The 14,780-nt window shown below is 66.2% G+C and carries 13 protein-coding genes and 1 tRNA gene; 9 read left to right on the top strand and 5 right to left on the bottom strand.

Going from position 1 to position 14,780, the window contains the following annotated elements; all coding sequences use genetic code 11:
* Nucleotides 1-3 precede the first annotated feature (3 nt).
* From HPY67_03735 to HPY67_03720, 4 genes are read left to right on the top strand one after another with little or no spacing between them, the layout of a single operon-like run.
* A complete protein-coding gene (locus tag HPY67_03735; protein ID NPV03824.1) occupies nucleotides 4-354 on the top strand; it encodes a hypothetical protein in 351 nt (116 codons plus the stop codon).
* A complete protein-coding gene (locus tag HPY67_03730; GenBank protein NPV03823.1) occupies nucleotides 351-755 on the top strand; it encodes a glycoside hydrolase family protein in 405 nt (134 codons plus the stop codon). Before HPY67_03735 ends, HPY67_03730 begins: the two co-directional genes overlap by 4 nt.
* A gap of 3 nt (nucleotides 756-758) precedes the next feature.
* On the top strand, nucleotides 759-1,235 hold the full coding sequence (locus HPY67_03725) for a hypothetical protein (protein NPV03822.1): 477 nt from the start codon (nucleotides 759-761) through the stop codon (nucleotides 1,233-1,235).
* A gap of 16 nt (nucleotides 1,236-1,251) precedes the next feature.
* Nucleotides 1,252-3,321 (top strand): hypothetical protein, encoded by a 2,070-nt coding sequence (locus HPY67_03720; GenBank protein NPV03821.1) that lies wholly within the window; start codon nucleotides 1,252-1,254, stop codon nucleotides 3,319-3,321.
* A 48-nt stretch (nucleotides 3,322-3,369) separates the two neighbouring features.
* Here the strand turns inward: HPY67_03720 and HPY67_03715 are convergent, their stop codons facing one another.
* The 5 genes from HPY67_03715 to HPY67_03695 form a co-directional block, all read right to left on the bottom strand.
* A complete protein-coding gene (locus HPY67_03715) occupies nucleotides 3,370-4,014 on the bottom strand; it encodes a porin family protein (protein ID NPV03820.1) in 645 nt (214 codons plus the stop codon).
* Between the two features lie 139 nt (nucleotides 4,015-4,153).
* Nucleotides 4,154-4,230: transfer RNA gene (locus HPY67_03710), tRNA-Lys, on the bottom strand.
* A gap of 100 nt (nucleotides 4,231-4,330) precedes the next feature.
* Nucleotides 4,331-5,632 (bottom strand): adenylosuccinate synthase, encoded by a 1,302-nt coding sequence (locus HPY67_03705; GenBank protein NPV03819.1) that lies wholly within the window; start codon nucleotides 5,630-5,632, stop codon nucleotides 4,331-4,333.
* A 19-nt stretch (nucleotides 5,633-5,651) separates the two neighbouring features.
* Complete coding sequence (locus HPY67_03700; protein ID NPV03818.1) at nucleotides 5,652-7,241, bottom strand: phosphoglycerate dehydrogenase; 1,590 nt, start codon at nucleotides 7,239-7,241, stop codon at nucleotides 5,652-5,654.
* A gap of 70 nt (nucleotides 7,242-7,311) precedes the next feature.
* Nucleotides 7,312-8,436, bottom strand: coding sequence for a phosphoserine transaminase (locus HPY67_03695; protein ID NPV03817.1), 1,125 nt, complete (start codon nucleotides 8,434-8,436; stop codon nucleotides 7,312-7,314).
* Nucleotides 8,437-8,660: 224 nt separating this feature from the next.
* Between HPY67_03695 and radA the strand changes: the two genes are divergently transcribed.
* From radA to HPY67_03670, 5 genes are all read left to right on the top strand, one after another.
* Nucleotides 8,661-10,022 carry a DNA repair protein RadA gene (gene radA, locus HPY67_03690; GenBank protein ID NPV03816.1) on the top strand — a complete coding sequence of 454 codons (1,362 nt, stop codon included), beginning with the start codon at nucleotides 8,661-8,663 and terminating at the stop codon, nucleotides 10,020-10,022.
* 38 nt (nucleotides 10,023-10,060) lie between these two features.
* Nucleotides 10,061-10,759 (top strand): phosphate regulon transcriptional regulator PhoB, encoded by a 699-nt coding sequence (phoB, locus tag HPY67_03685; protein NPV03815.1) that lies wholly within the window; start codon nucleotides 10,061-10,063, stop codon nucleotides 10,757-10,759.
* A gap of 422 nt (nucleotides 10,760-11,181) precedes the next feature.
* Nucleotides 11,182-11,316 (top strand): hypothetical protein, encoded by a 135-nt coding sequence (locus tag HPY67_03680; protein NPV03814.1) that lies wholly within the window; start codon nucleotides 11,182-11,184, stop codon nucleotides 11,314-11,316.
* A gap of 6 nt (nucleotides 11,317-11,322) precedes the next feature.
* Nucleotides 11,323-13,785 (top strand): hypothetical protein, encoded by a 2,463-nt coding sequence (locus tag HPY67_03675; GenBank protein ID NPV03813.1) that lies wholly within the window; start codon nucleotides 11,323-11,325, stop codon nucleotides 13,783-13,785.
* The gene (locus HPY67_03670; GenBank protein NPV03812.1) at nucleotides 13,745-14,779 is read left to right on the top strand and encodes a phosphatidylserine decarboxylase; all 1,035 of its coding nucleotides are present in this window, start codon (nucleotides 13,745-13,747) and stop codon (nucleotides 14,777-14,779) included. Before HPY67_03675 ends, HPY67_03670 begins: the two co-directional genes overlap by 41 nt.
* Nucleotide 14,780: the final 1 nt, after the last annotated feature.

Raw genomic sequence — 14,780 nt, 5'->3', positions numbered from 1 at the left:
TGGATGGAGAACGTAACGTGGCCCCAGCTGCTGGCGGCGGGGTCGATTGTCGGGGTGGCTACGATGACGATCTTCGGGTGGCTTTTTTCCAGACAGGCCTCGCTGGACCGGAAAATCGACGAGGGCCTGGACAAGGTGCACAAGCGCATCGACGAGCAGCAGGAGGAGAAGCAGGACAAGAGCACCTGCGTTAACACGCACGGCGGCATCATCCAGAGCCTCTCCAGGCTCGAGAAGGATTCTTCATCCAACGGGGAACGGCTGGCCCGGATCGAGACGTGCCTGGATTTCCTGGTGCAGGGCCTCAGGGAACACAAGGCGGAGCATCAGAAGATGAGGGCCAACGAGATATGACGGAGGCCAAGGAGCTGCTGAAGAGGCACGAGGGCCTGCGGCTCAAGCCGTACCGCTGCACGGCAGGCAGGCTGACGATCGGATGGGGCCGGAATCTCGAGGACAAGGGGATCTCGAGGGCCGAGGCCGACATCCTGTTCGAAAACGACTGGGCCGAGGCGGAGGCCGGTGCAAGGACGCTTGTCGGAAACTGGGACGAGCTGTCCGAGAACCGGAAGGGCGTGCTGGTCAACATGGTGTTCAACATGGGCCTCGAGGGCATGAGGAAGTGGAAAAACACCCTGCGCTGCATCGAGCAGGGGGACTTCAGGGGGGCGGCGGGCCACATGAGGCAGTCTCTGTGGGCGAGGCAGGTCCCGGTGAGGGCGGCCGAGCTCATCAGGATCATGGAGGAGGGCTGACGGATGGGAATCGCGGACATCAAGATCGACGGCAGCATCATCAGGGAGACGCTCGGCGGCCTAGGGCAGCTCTCCCGGGACATCCGGAGCGCCATCACGGGCAGGGTGGACCCGGCCGTGCAGGCCCAGGTCGAGCTTCGCCTCGCGGAGATCGAGGCGGCGGCGCAAAACGCCCAGGTCGAGGTCAACAAGATCGAGGCGGGCCATTCCTCGGTCTTCGTGGCCGGCTGGAGGCCGTTCATCGGGTGGATCTGCGGGGCATCCCTGGGCGTCTACTATGTTCCCCAGGCCATCATCGCGTCCGGCGTGTGGGCCCTGCAATGCGGACTCGTGCTCTGGCATGCAGCGGACCCCCAGGCCGTGAAGATCCCTTCCTATCCCCTCATCTTCAACGTCGAGGAGATCCTGGGCCTCGTGGGCTCGCTCCTCGGCCTGGGGTGGCTGCGGACCCAGGAGAAAAAGGCCGGCGTGGCGAAGTGACCAGGAGGTGAGACGCATGACCGTACCGACGACGAGCAACCGGGTTTCCTATGCATGTGACGGCGTGACCACCGTCTTTGCCTTCACCTTCAAGGCGTACAACAAGGCGGACCTCCGGGTTATCCTGGGCGGCCCGGCAGGCTCCGAAACAATCCTCACGCTCGACGTCGACTATTCCGTTTCGGTCTCGGCCCCGGGCCCCGGCGGGACCGTTACCCTCATAGGCTCATACGCCGCGACCCCTCCCGCATCGGGCTATACTCTCACGATCTATCGGGAGCTCGCCATGACGCAGCTCATCGACCTGGTCCACGGCGACGCGATGCCCCCGGACACGCTCGAGGAGGGGTACGACAGGGCCGTCATGCTCATCCAGCAGCTCTCCGAGAGGATCGGGCGGTCGATCCTCCTGCCGGTTTCCTCAAGCGTGACGGGGCTGACGCTGCCGGTACCGGACCCCGGGAAGATCCTGAAGTGGAACGACGGCGGCGACGGGTTCGACAACGTGAACCTGGCCGACCTGTCCATGCAGGCCGTCAACGATTACTGGGCCGGCGTCCTTGCGGCCTCCGGGACGACGGTAGCCGACGCATTGTCTGCGATGGGGCTCGATCCCGACCTGGCGACGCTGTCCCTGCCGCCCGGCGTGACGATCTCGAGCTTTATGAAGACGCTCCTGGACGACGCGGACGCCTCCGCGGCGCGGGCGACGCTCGGGCTCGGGGCCACCGGGGACGGATACGTCAAGATGGTCCGGACCGGCTCCGGCACATGGGCCGTCTATGCTCCGGACGGCTCGGCGATCGACATATCCTCCTCGACAACCGACGGGCTCCAGGAGGCGATCAATTATGCCCGCCTCCACGGCTGCGATCTCTTCGTTTTCGGCGGCGGCGTCAAGACCGGCGGGTCCGACGATTCCGTCATCACCTGCACGACGGGGCTCGTGCTCCCGTCGCTGTACCGGCACTCGATCGTCATGCACGGCGTCCTGATCGACTTCACCTCCGCCGTGACGGGCGACGGGCTGTTTGTCGACACGCTCATGCGGTGCAACCTGGTCATCAACGGATCCATCCGTTACCGGGGCAATGCGGCGGCGGTCCGGTTCAAACCGACCAACGCCGACCCGCACGAATCCGTCACCGGGATCGTCCAGAGCAACGTGAAGATCGACCTCATTGATACGGTCGGGGGGACGAACCCCTATGGCGTCATTTTCGACCAGGCCTATGCCTCGACGACGAACTGCAAATTCGTGTTCTCCGAGATCCGGGGCAACAACGTCAGCGGCTCGAACGGGATCCTCGTCACCGATGCGGCCGGCGGCAGGGAATTCAATTCCAACTGGGTCGATTGTCTGCTCGTCCACAACCAGAGAAACGTCGGCGTGCAGATCGGCCAGACGTCCGGGGCCGGGATCGCGAATAACGTCTGGAATCTGCACATCATCGCCGAGAGCGGCGTCACGATGACGGTCGGCCTCGATACGTTTGCGTCCTGGGATACCTATTTCGGGATCGTGGTCGGGGATCCCGGGACGATTTCGACGGGGATCCGGTTCCGGAACGGATCCACCGGGTGCATCAACCTGATCGGCCAGGTGATGGCGACGACGAAGGTCCTCGACGAGAGCACGCATCAGAACCGGTGGGCTTACGGACACGATCAGCTTGCGTTTTCCGTACACAAGAACGGGACCGGCCAGACCATCCCTGCCGGCACGCCGACGAAAGTGACCTGGGCGGCCAAGGCGCTCGATCCGTTCGGGAAATTCAGCCTCTCGAATCATCGGTGGGTCCCTGGGGTCAAGGGCGTCTATCGCCTGTCCGCGGGAATCTACTACACCGCGATGGCCGATGGCGCGTCGTTGAATCTCATGATTTACAAGAACGGGTCGATCCTGAAGCAGATTGTCGGGGTCTCGAGAGGCACCGCCGGGCAGGGGATCGGCATATCGGCCCTGGTCGAGGTCACGAGCGACTCGGACTATTTCGAGCTCTACGTCCAGCATGGCACGGGCAGCGACAAGACCCTGTCAGGCGTGGCGGATCTCACCTATTTCGAGGGCGAGAAGATCATATAAAGAGGGCATGAGGACCTCTCCAGAGATCCCCATGCCCTGCATGATCCGTTAGAAGTGATAGGCCATGCCGACCGTCACGGTATAGAACCGGATGTTGTCCAGGTCGTTGAACCCGGCCCAATAGGCTCCCTCGAGGCCGACGGAAACCCTGTCCGTGAGAGGGATATCGACGCCGAGGCCGACCTTCCCGCACAGGTCGGTTTCGTCGTCTGAGGCCGAGGCGGAATAGCCGGGAATCGACGCTGACACATCGGCCGATGCGTTCATGATCCCGCCGGCGATGATAAAGTAGGGCCGGACCCTCTGGAGATCAAAGGGCGTGAGCTTGAAGGCGAGCGTCCAGGCCGTGACGTCCACGGTCATTTCCCCTGAGAGAGGCGTCCCGCCGACCCTCGTCGCGACGTCCCACTTGAACCCGGGAAGATAATCGAAAGCAAGCTCGGCCGCGACGTAGCGGTTGAACTTGTAGCCTGCCTTCACGTTGAGGCCCCAGGTATCGCCGAAATCGGCCGAGAGGCCGGTCCCGGAAAGGGCCCGGTCGATGTCTCCCGTGTCGAAATCCTGCTTTGCGAAGGTTCCGCCGATTCCGATGTACGGTCCGCTCTCGGCCGCCGGCGCGAGGCCGGGGACCAGAAAAAGGGCCGCCGCGATGATGCCGATGACCATTGACCATGTTCCATGTTTACGCATCATACGAACTCCTCCTAAAGGTGTATTCCCCCTTTTGGGGGGTGCTCGCATTTTGCTCGCAAAACAGGTCAGATTTGCCGAGATTTGCCGAGAAACGAAAAAAAAGGGTTTTCGGCTAAGTACCGAAAACCCTTAAATTTGTTGGTGGGCCGTACGAGATTCGAACTCGTGACCAACGGATTAAAAGTCCGCTGCTCTACCGGACTGAGCTAACGGCCCCCGGGCGGCCGAGGCCGCGTGAAGACGCCATGGGACAGGATGCAGGGCCGGGGCAGCGGGCGTCCCGTTGTTTCCCGCACGCTCCGCGCTGCACGGTTTCTTATCGCCTGAAGGGGTTCTCCGTGACGATCGTCTCGTTGCGGTCGGCCCCGACGGACACGAGGACCACCTCGACGCCCGCGAGGTTCTCGAGGGTGTCCAGGTAGCGCCGTGTGTTCCGGGGGAGGTCCTCGAGCCGCTTGGCGCCGCGGATGTCGTCCGTCCAGCCGTCGAGCTCCATGTAGACGGGCCGGCAGCGGCCGAAGACGCTCAGGTCCGCAGGGACGGACTTGGTGAACTCCTCGCCGCCGTCCGTGCGGTAGCCCACGCAGATCCTGAGCTTGTCGATGCCCGTGAGCACGTCGAGCTTCGTGATCGCCAGGCCCGTGAGGCCCGAGACCCGGGCGGACTGGCGCACCAGCACCATGTCGAGCCAGCCGCAGCGGCGCTTGCGCCCCGTCGTGGCGCCGAACTCCTGCCCGACCCGCTGGATCCGCTCGCCGATCTCGTCGGTGAGCTCCGTGACGAAGGGGCCGCCGCCCACGCGGGTCGTGTAGGCCTTGACGATGCCGATGACCGCGTCGATCTTCGTCGGTCCCACCGAGGCCCCGCAGCAGGCGTTGCCGGCCACGGTGTTCGACGACGTAACGAAGGGGTACGTGCCGCAGTCCACGTCGAGGTGGCAGCCCTGGGCCCCCTCGAAGAGGATCTTCTTCTTCTGCCGGATCGCCTCGTCGAGCAGAAGCGAGATGTCCGCCACGTGGGGCCGCAGGATCTCGGCGTAGCCCGCATACTCGTCCAGGATCGGCCCCTCGTCCAGGGGCGGCTCGCCGTAGAGCTTGGCGAGCAGGAAGTTCTTCTCCTCGATGCTGTGCCGGAGCTTCTCGGCGAAGACCTCGCGGTTGAGCAAGTCGCAGATGCGGATGCCGGTGCGGGCCACCTTGTCCTCGTAGGCCGGCCCGATGCCTCGCTGGGTCGTCCCGATCCTGCCCGCGCCCTTGGCGGCCTCGCGCGCCGCGTCGATGCGGCGGTGGTAGGGCATGATCACCTGCGCCCGGTCGCTGATCACGAGCCTCGTGTTGGGCGGGAAGGCGTTCTCCCTCTTCAGGTACTGAATCTCCTCGATCAGCACCTTCGGGTCGATCACCATGCCGTTGCCCAGGATGCACAGCTTGTGATCGTGCAGGATCCCCGAGGGGATCAGGTGCAGGATGGTCTGCTTGCCCTTGACCACGATCGTGTGACCCGCATTGTTGCCGCCCTGGAAGCGCACGACGGCGTCGGCGTCTTCCGCGTAGAGGTCGACGATCTTGCCCTTTCCTTCATCGCCCCACTGGGTCCCTACGACGATCACGCTTGACATGGGCCGCCTCCGTGCCGGATCACATCTCCAGCTGGGTCAGGGAGAGTACGTTGGGGAGTTCCCGCAGCTTCTTCAGGATGTCGGGCGGCACCACGGTGTCCGTGGTGAGCACGACGAGGGCCTTGCCGTCCACGTGCTCCCGGCTCAGCTGGAAACGGGCGATGTTGATCCCGTTGTTGCCGAGGGTGGTGCCGATGTTGCCGATGACGCCGGGCTTGTCGTTGTTGTAGAGCACGATCATGTGGCCCTCGGGGATCACCTCCATGGAGAACTTCTCGATCCGCACGATCCGGGGGTCCTGCTTGCCGAAGATGGCCCCGGCGGCGAAGCTCTTCTCCTCCGTCGTCTTGATCGTGACGGAGATCATGCTCGTGAAGTCCTTCACCTCGCTGGACTTGGACTCGACGACCTTGATGTTGCGCTCCTTGGCGATGAAGGGGGCGTTGATGTAGTTGATGTTGGCGTTCAGGATCGGCGTGAGCAGCCCCTTGAGCAGCGCGATCGTCAGCGGCGCCACGTTGTAGTTGACGATGTCGCCGGCGTACTCGACGGACACCTCCTCGATGCCCCCCTTGACGATCTGGGCCTCGAAGGTGCCCAGTTTCTCGGCGAGCGTCAGGTAGGGCTGGATGTGGGTGAGCAGCTCTGCGCTCACCGACGGGAAGTTGATCGCGTTGCGGATCTCGCCCTTCGTCAGGAAGTCGGCGATCTGCTCGGCGATGGCGATCGCCACGTTGCGCTGGGCCTCGTCGGTGGCCGCCCCGAGGTGGGGCGTGCAGATGACGTTGGGGTGGTTGACCAGCTCCCGGTTCTTCGTGGGCTCCTCCTCGAAGACGTCGAGGGCCGCGCCGGCCACCTTGCCCGAGTTGAGTGCGTCGAGCAGGTCCTTCTCGTTGACGATGCCGCCGCGGGCGCAGTTGACGATGAAGACGCCGTCGCGCATCTTCGCGATGGCCGCGGCGTTGATCAGGTTCTTCGTGTCCTTCGTGAGCGGCGTGTGGACGGAGATGAAGTGCGAGCGCCTCAGCAGCTCGTCCAGGGAGACCAGCGTGACGCCCATCTTCTCGGCCGTCTCGGGGGCCAGGAAGGGGTCGTAGGCGATGACGTTCATCTTGAGGCCCTGGGCGCGGTCCGCGACGATGGTGCCCACCCGGCCGATGCCGATGATGCCGAGGGTCTTGTTGTAGACCTCGTTGCCCATGAACTTGTTCTTTTCCCACTTGCCGCTCTTCATGGAGGCCGTGGCCTGCGGGATCTGCCGCGCCAGGGCGAACATCATGGCGATCGTGTGCTCGCCCGTGGTGATCGTGTTGCCGCCGGGGGTGTTCATGACGACGATGCCGCGCTTGCTGGCCGCGTTGACGTCGACGTTGTCCACCCCGATGCCGGCCCGGCCCACGACCTTCAGCCTGTCGGCCTTCTCGATGATCTCCTTGGTGACCTTCGTGGCGCTGCGGATCGCGAGGCCGTCGTAGTCCTTGATGATGCCCTTGAGCTCGTCCGGCGTGAGGCTCGTCTGCACGTCCACCTCGATGCCGGGCGTGTTCTTCAGGATCTCGATCCCCTCCGGGGAGAGCGTATCGCTGATCAGTACCCTCTTCACATTCATGGTCTGCTTTCCTTTCCGTTGTGCCGTCATCGGTTGTTCCTCGCAAGACAGCGCCGCAGTCCGCGGCGGATCACTTCATCTTCTGCAGGTAGACCCTTTCCAGGGCGTCGAGGGCGTGCCGGACGTCCTCCGGCTCGATCGTGGGCCCGCACCAGAAGCGGAACCCCGGGGGAGCGTCGCGGTAGGCGCTCACGTCGTGGGCCGCGCCATCCTTGCTGAGCTGGCCCGCCACGGCCTTGATGAAGTCGCCCTGCTCCTTCTGGCCCATGACCTGGAACGCCGGGCTGACGACCTTGAGGCAGACCGACGTGCTGGAGCGCGTGGCCTTGTCCTCGGCGAGGAAGTCGATCCAGTCGCGCTTCGCGACCCAGTCCTCGACGACCTTGAGGTTCGCCTCGCTGCGCTTGAAGAGGCCCTCGAGGCCGATCGACTCGGCCCATGCGAGGGCGTCCAGGTAGTCCTCGACGCAGAGCATCGAGGGCGTGTTGATCGTGTCGCCGTCGAAGATGGCCTTGTCCACGGCGCCCTTCTTCTTCAGGCGGAAGACCTTCGGCAGGGGCCAGGGCGGGTCGTAGGACGCGATCCTCTCCACGGCGCGGGGGCCGAGCACCAGGACCCCGTGGGCCGCCTCGCCGCCCAGGCACTTCTGCCAGGAGTAGGTCAGGACGTCCACCTTGGACCAGTCGACGGGCATGGCGAAGACGGCGCTCGTGGCGTCGCACATCGAGAGCCCCTCGCGGTCGGCCGGGATCCAGTCCCAGTCCGGGATCTTCACGCCGCTCGTCGTGCCGTTGGCGACGAAGACGACGTCGCTCTTCCAGTCCACGGCCTTGAGGTCGGGCAGCTTCCCGTAGGGGGCCTCGAGGACCGTGGGATTGAGTTTCAGTTCCTTCTGGACGTCCTTGGCCCACTCGCCGCTGAAGCTCTCCCAGACGAGCACGGTGACGGGCCGGGGGCCGAGCATCGTCCACATGGCCGCCTCGAAGGCGCCCGTGTCGGAGCCCGGCATGATCCCGAGCAGGTAGTCGTCGGGGACGCCGAGGAGTTTCTTGCTGCGGGCGATCGCCTCGCCCAGTTTGGCCTTGCCCAGCGCGGAGCGGTGGGAGCGCCCCAGGGCGGCGTCTTTCAGGCCGTCGAGGGTCCAACCGGGTCTCTTGCTGCAGGGGCCGGAGCTGAAGTTGGGATTGTGCGGCATCGGGAATCACCTTTCCGTCGGAAATCGAAAAAATCCCTTTACCAGAAAACACCGCAATAGACAAGAATTTTCGAGGGTGCGGAAGCCCGTGTCAGGCCCTTTGAGGTTGACGGGAAGGGGAAAAAGCTATACGAGAAACTGGCAAAAGGCGAAAGGAAAACGACCAAAGGTCAAGGGCCGACCGAGACGCCCGTTCCCACGCCTCGAGCCCTCAGCCCCGGGTTATGAAAAAACAGCAGAAAACCGCCTTCTTCTGCCAGAACTGCGGCTACGAGTCGCCCAAGTGGGTCGGGAAGTGCCCCGGCTGCGGCGAGTGGAACCGCTTCGCCGAGGAGCCCGTGGGAGCGAAAGACCCCCGGGTGCCGGCGGAGTACCAGCTGGGCGAAAAGCCCCGGCCGATCGACACCGTGGAGGCCGACGAGAAGGCCCGCATCAAGACGGGGATTGCGGAGATGGACCGGGTCCTCGGCGGGGGCATCGTGGCCGGGTCGGCCATCCTCGTGGGGGGGGACCCGGGGATCGGCAAGTCGACGCTGCTGCTGCAGGTCCTGCACCGCCTCGCCGAGGGGGGGCGCCGGGTCCTCTACGTCTCGGGCGAGGAGTCGGCCAGCCAGATCCGGCTCCGGGCCGACCGGATCGGGGCCGCCTCGAAGGGCCTCTACGTTCTCGTCGAGGTGGCCCTGGAGAACATCCTGCGCTACGTCAAGGACGTGGCCCCCGAGGCCATCGTCATCGACTCCATCCAGACCGTCTACAGCTCGCTGCTCTCCTCGGCGCCGGGCAGCGTCGGGCAGGTCCGGGAGGCCTCGGAGCGCCTCATCATCCTCTCCAAGAAGACGGGCATTCCCGTCTTCCTCGTGGGGCACGTCACGAAGGACGGCTCCATCGCGGGCCCCAAGGTCCTCGAGCACATGGTCGACACGGTCCTCTACTTCGAGGGCGACACGGGGCACTCCTACCGCATCATCCGGGGCATCAAGAACCGCTTCGGCCCCACCAACGAGATCGGCGTCTTCGAGATGCGAGACCGGGGGCTCGTGGAGGTGTCGAACCCCTCGGAGTACTTCCTCACGGAGCGCCCCGAGGGCATGGCCGGTTCCGTCGTCGTGGCGGCCATCGAGGGCACCCGCCCCATCCTGGTGGAGGTCCAGGCCCTGGTGGCCGGCACGAGCTACGGCACGCCCCGGCGGACGGCCATCGGCGTCGACGCGAACCGCGTCTCGCTGCTGGTGGCGGTCCTGGACAAGATCGGCGGCCTGCACCTGGGCAACCACGACATCTTCGTCAACGTGGCCGGCGGGGTGCGGCTCTCCGAGCCGGCCGCGGACATGGGGATCGTGGCGGCCATCGCGTCGAGCTTCCTCGACCGGCCCGTGGACCCGAAGACGGTCGTCTTCGGCGAGGTGGGGCTCACGGGCGAGATCCGCGGCATCAACCGGATGGAGGTCCGCATCCGCGAGGCGGCGCGCATGGGCTTTGCGCGATGCGTCCTGCCGCGGACGCAGTTCCGGGGCGGCGCCGCGGCCGAGGGCATCGAGCTCGTACGGGTCGACCACCTCCGCGGCTTGATGGAGCAGATCTTTTAGGGTATGATGCCCCGCGAACCGAGCGGAGAGGATTGCCCATGGGTCCCCGAATCCTGATCGTGGACGACGAGAAAGACATCGTCGACCTCGTGGCCTACAACCTCGAGAAGGAGGGATACGAGGTCCTCAAGGCGCTCGACGGGGAGAAGGCCCTCGCGCTCGTGCGGGCGAAGAGGCCGGATCTCGTCGTGCTCGATCTCATGCTGCCCGGGATCCAGGGGCTCGAGGTCTGCAAGCGGCTCCGCCGGGACGCCGAGACGGCCGCCGTGCCCATCATCATGCTCACGGCGAAGGGCGAGGAGCTGGACAAGATCCTCGGCCTCGAGGTGGGCGCCGACGACTACGTCACGAAGCCCTTCGGCGTGAAGGAGCTCGTGGCGCGCATCAGGGCGGTCCTGCGCCGCTCCGCGGCGGGCGCGCGGCCCGAGAAGCCCGAGGTCTTCGAGTTCAAGGGGCTCCGGATCGACATGCGGTCCTACGAGGTCACCGTCGACGGACGCAGGGTGACCCTGAGCCCCACGGAGTTCAAGCTTCTGCGTTTTCTCTCCCAGAACCCCGGCCGCGTCTACAGCCGTGACCAGATCCTGGACAAGGTCTGGGGCGACGAGTCCTTCGTCGAGCCCCGCACCGTCGACGTGCACATCCGGCGCCTCCGGTCCCAGATCGAGCGCGACGAGAACAGCCCCGCCTACATCCTTACAGTCCGCGGCATCGGCTACAAGTTCGCCGAGCGCTGAGGGCCGGGGTCCCGCCCAATCTTCATCGATTCTTCACGGTCCCGTCATGTGATCGTAATATTGAGGGGTTATCGTTCACCCCGTAACCCGGTGCCCGCGCATCCCGGCGGGCCGCACGGAGGACGGGGAATCCCCGATGGGGAAACGGCAGCTCCACATCATCAAGCGACGTCTCGCCGAGCATGTCCGCGCCCTGCAGGACAGCATCAACCGCAGCATCCATGCCCTCAAGAAGGGTGCCGACTCGACTCCCGATCCCTACGACCTGGCCGCATCGGAATCCGACACGAGCCTGGAGCTCGCGATCCGCGAGCGGGACCGGCTGCTGCTGCTGTCGCTCCGGGGGGCCCTCGTCCGGATCGAGAGGGGCTCATACGGCGACTGCGAGCGCTGCGGGGGGGGCGATCGCGTTCGAGCGGCTGATGGCGAACCCCGTGACGACGGTGTGCATCGAGTGCAAGGCCGAGGAGGAATCCCGGGTCAGAAGGGCCGCGGCCCCGAACCCCGCGGGCCGGAGGGATGACCGTCGAACCGTGCCGGACAGGGAAGGGAGGTAGAACGCGATGAGCCGATTGCTCGAGTCGGCAGGCCCGCTCGGGCCTGCCCCGGTGCAGGAGCTGAACCTGTCGATGGACGAGATGGCGGACCGGATGCGCATCGACCGGCGCACGCCCGACGCCCTTCTCGCGACGCTGCCCTTCGCGGTCGGCGACACGACGGCCGGGGCCGAGTCGGAGCTCCAGGCCGTCGTCATGGGAAGCCGCAGGGACGTCGACCTGCCGCTCCTGATCGAACAGTCAAACTACTACTCGAACATCCGGCGCCGGGCCGCCGCCGGCGACGCGCCGCGCAAGGCCGTGGCCGATCTCGAGAGGTACCTCGAGGGCAATCTCGAGAAGGTCTGGGAGAACAGCTGGGTCCGCTTCCCCCGCCGCGCCCTGAGCCCCGCCGCGGAGGCGGTCTTCCGGACGGACCTGCTGGCCGACAAGAAGAGGCGGGCCGCGGGGCTCCGCTCCGACGCGCACAAGTTCTGCTTCACCGACAGCGGCGAGGAGTGCATCCGCGTCCCCATCAGCTACCTGCTGAAGCTGGCGCTGGTCGACGTCGTGAGCGACCGGCCCGACACGCCGCCGGCCATCCGCGACGCGGGCATGGACTTTACGGACCACTTCCTGTGCGACAACACCTCCCCCGAGACCTACTCCTTCTACGTGGGTCTCCTGCACCCCTCGAGGGGCATGGGACGGGCCGTGGCCGCCGAGACGGCGACCCGCTTCCTGCTCACCCAGCTGCTCATGGCCTGGGCCGACGGGAAGTTCCGCCTGGGCGAGACGGGGCAGCGGGCGATGGTGTTCCTGTCGCCGCACCCGCCCGTGCGGCAGAAGAGGCTCAACGAGAGCATCTCCGACGCCTTCTACCGCGAGCTGTTCATGAACCCCTGCCTGTCGGGCTGGGACCGGGGCGAGGCGAAGCACGACTACATGCACCTGTGCCACGAGGTCCTGAGCCGCAGCCAGCTCAACGCCGTCAAGAAGCTCCGCGAGGCGGGCATCCTGACGAACAACCTGGCCGTGCTGCCCAACCTCTCGAACATCAGCCTCGCCAACAACGGCACCCACGTGAGCCTCGGGAGCCGCAAGCTCACGGCCCTGCTTTCCCAGGGCGGCACGGGCTACACGCGGCTGCACGAGAAGTTCGTGGGCGACCTGGTCATCAAGATCGTGGAGCACTTCATGCCGCTCTTCGTGGGCGCCTACAGCGCCGCGCCCTACCGCATCGACTTCGCCGACTTCCACCCCGAGCGGGTGCTGGGCTACCTGCCCCACGAGATCGACTACACGCACCTGCGGATGTTCTGGCGCCGCTGGAAGAAGAAGGCGAGGATCAAGGTCTTCGGCCGTCCCGTGACCCCCTTCGGGCCCGAGTGGATCGACCGGGCTCTCGGCACCGTCCTGGGGCTCCGCGGGGACTTCGTGCCCGACTTCCGCCTCATCGACTACCTCGTCTCCCTGATGAGCACCGAGCGCAGCCCGGCGCTCAACGGCTCGATCGGCAACAGCGACCGCCTGAAGAAGGACCTCGCCGACCTGGGCGTCTTCAGCACGAAGATGTCCCTCTACCTGCTGTACAAGCTGCGCGAGCAGTCCGTGATGGGCTTCTCCGGCTTCGAGGGCCGGCAGTACAGCCTCTTCGAGAGCTTCGCCGGGGACATGGGGCGGGCCGTCGACCTGCAGAACCTGGTGACGGCCCTCGCCATGCTCTACATCGCCCAGGGGCGCGTGAGCCACGCCCACATCCCCGACGACCCCTTCATCGAGAGCGAGCGCAGGCAGGTGATCTTCGGGACGGCCGTGGGCATCCCGACCTTCTTCGTCCGGTCCGATTCGGGCAACCTCTTCCTGAAGCGGATCATCGGGCGGACGGCGCGAGTCCGCCCGAGCCGCCGCTACCCGGGCTACCTGCGGGTCCACAACCGGGAGTACCGCAGGGCCCTCGTCGACGTCCTCGCGGAGGACGGCGCCGGGCTCGTCGAGATGATGGGGCTGCGCACGACCCTGGACGACCTGCGCCGCAGGGTCGAGGAGCCGGGGGCATTCTCGGCGGAGGGCAGGATCACCCGCGGCATCTGCACCGCGGCGGGCATCCGGTCCCCCTTCGACCTCGACAGCGACGAGTTCAACCGCGCCGCCGAACGCTACTACCGGGAGGACCTGCGCCGGCGCCACATGGAGGAGGCCTTCGGGTTTCTGGCGGAGGACCTGCCGGGGTCCGACCGGCGGGGCATCCACGCCCCGGCCGTGCACAGGGCCCTGCGGTCCGTGCTCGCCGGGCAGGGGCCGTCGGAGTTTCTTGCCCGCGTGCGGGCCGATGCGCTGGAGGAGCGGCTCCCCCCGGAAACCCTGCGCCGCCTGATCTTCGTGCTTATCGCCCACATCGCCCTCGTGAAGGCCGAGTGCGGCCACACCCTTGCGAAGGACGGGATCCATGACCACGACCCACCAGTATATCGAGCGGGAAACGAGTAGGACCCTCACGGAGAGCCTCTACGGGGACGCCGTGATCCGGTTCGTGTACGGCTCGCTCCGGGAGCGGGCGCCGGCCCTGTTCCGCGCCGTGACGGGCAGCCGCATGTCCCGCATCCTCGGCTTCGTCAACTACGACCTCTTCCTCGGCGGGCGTCTGACCGGCAGCGGCGGTTTCCTCAAGGCCTGCGGCATCGACCTGCGGGAGTGCCTCGATCCCCCGGCGACGCTGGACACGCCCCGCAAGATCTTCGAGCGCAAGATCCGGTACTGGGAGTGCCGGCCCATGCCCTCCGACCCGCTGGCCGTCGTGTCCCCGGCGGACTCGAAGGCCCTCCTCGGCTCGTTCTCGGAGTGCTCGGGCCTGTGCGTCAAGGGCAAGTTCTTCGACTACGCGGAGCTCCTGGGCCCGGAGAAGGGCCGGTGGCTCGAGGCCTTCCGCGACGGGGACTTCGTGATCTGCCGGCTCACGCCCGAGAAGTACCACTACAACCACACGCCCGCGGCGGGCCTCGTCGTGGATTACTACGAGATCGACGGCGCCTACCATTCCTGCAACCCCGGCGCCGTCATCGCCCTGGTGACCCCCTACTCGAAGAACAAGCGCGTCGTGACGGTCATCGACACCGACGTGCCGGGAGGCACGCAGGCCGGGCTCGTGGCGATGATCGAGGTGGCGGCCCTGATGATCGGCGGCATCACGCAGTGCTACAGCGAGGAGCAGTACCGGCACGCCTCGCGCATCCGGCCGGGCATGTTCCTCCGCAGGGGATGCCCCAAGAGCCTCTACCACCCGGGCAGCAGCACCGACATCGTCCTGTTCCAGCGCGGCCGGGTGCAATTCTCCGGCGACCTCGTCCGCAACCGCTGCGACCGCCGGGCCGAGAGCCGCTTCACGCGCGCCTTCGGCCTCGCCCTCGTGGAGACGGACGTGAAGGTGCGCTCGGCCATCGGCCGGGCCGTCGAGGCCGGACCGAGCGGGCAGAAAGGCGGATGAC

The sequence above is a fragment of the Syntrophaceae bacterium genome (genome assembly GCA_013177795.1).
Classification (GTDB): Bacteria; Desulfobacterota; Syntrophia; order Syntrophales; family UBA2192; genus UBA2192.
This window is presented reverse-complemented; position numbering and strand designations above follow the sequence as displayed.

Excerpts from the sequence above, each read along its gene's own strand:
- HPY67_03735 (NPV03824.1), top strand. The coding sequence starts at position 4 with ATGGAGAACGTAACGTGGCCCCAGCTGCTGGCGGCGGGGTCGATTGTC.
- HPY67_03730 (NPV03823.1), top strand. The coding sequence starts at position 351 with ATGACGGAGGCCAAGGAGCTGCTGAAGAGGCACGAGGGCCTGCGGCTC.
- HPY67_03725 (NPV03822.1), top strand. The coding sequence starts at position 759 with ATGGGAATCGCGGACATCAAGATCGACGGCAGCATCATCAGGGAGACG.
- HPY67_03720 (NPV03821.1), top strand. The coding sequence starts at position 1,252 with ATGACCGTACCGACGACGAGCAACCGGGTTTCCTATGCATGTGACGGC.
- HPY67_03715 (NPV03820.1), bottom strand. The coding sequence starts at position 4,014 with ATGATGCGTAAACATGGAACATGGTCAATGGTCATCGGCATCATCGCG.
- HPY67_03705 (NPV03819.1), bottom strand. The coding sequence starts at position 5,632 with ATGTCAAGCGTGATCGTCGTAGGGACCCAGTGGGGCGATGAAGGAAAG.
- HPY67_03700 (NPV03818.1), bottom strand. The coding sequence starts at position 7,241 with ATGAATGTGAAGAGGGTACTGATCAGCGATACGCTCTCCCCGGAGGGG.
- HPY67_03695 (NPV03817.1), bottom strand. The coding sequence starts at position 8,436 with ATGCCGCACAATCCCAACTTCAGCTCCGGCCCCTGCAGCAAGAGACCC.
- radA (NPV03816.1), top strand. The coding sequence starts at position 8,661 with ATGAAAAAACAGCAGAAAACCGCCTTCTTCTGCCAGAACTGCGGCTAC.
- phoB (NPV03815.1), top strand. The coding sequence starts at position 10,061 with ATGGGTCCCCGAATCCTGATCGTGGACGACGAGAAAGACATCGTCGAC.
- HPY67_03680 (NPV03814.1), top strand. The coding sequence starts at position 11,182 with ATGGCGAACCCCGTGACGACGGTGTGCATCGAGTGCAAGGCCGAGGAG.
- HPY67_03675 (NPV03813.1), top strand. The coding sequence starts at position 11,323 with ATGAGCCGATTGCTCGAGTCGGCAGGCCCGCTCGGGCCTGCCCCGGTG.
- HPY67_03670 (NPV03812.1), top strand. The coding sequence starts at position 13,745 with ATGACCACGACCCACCAGTATATCGAGCGGGAAACGAGTAGGACCCTC.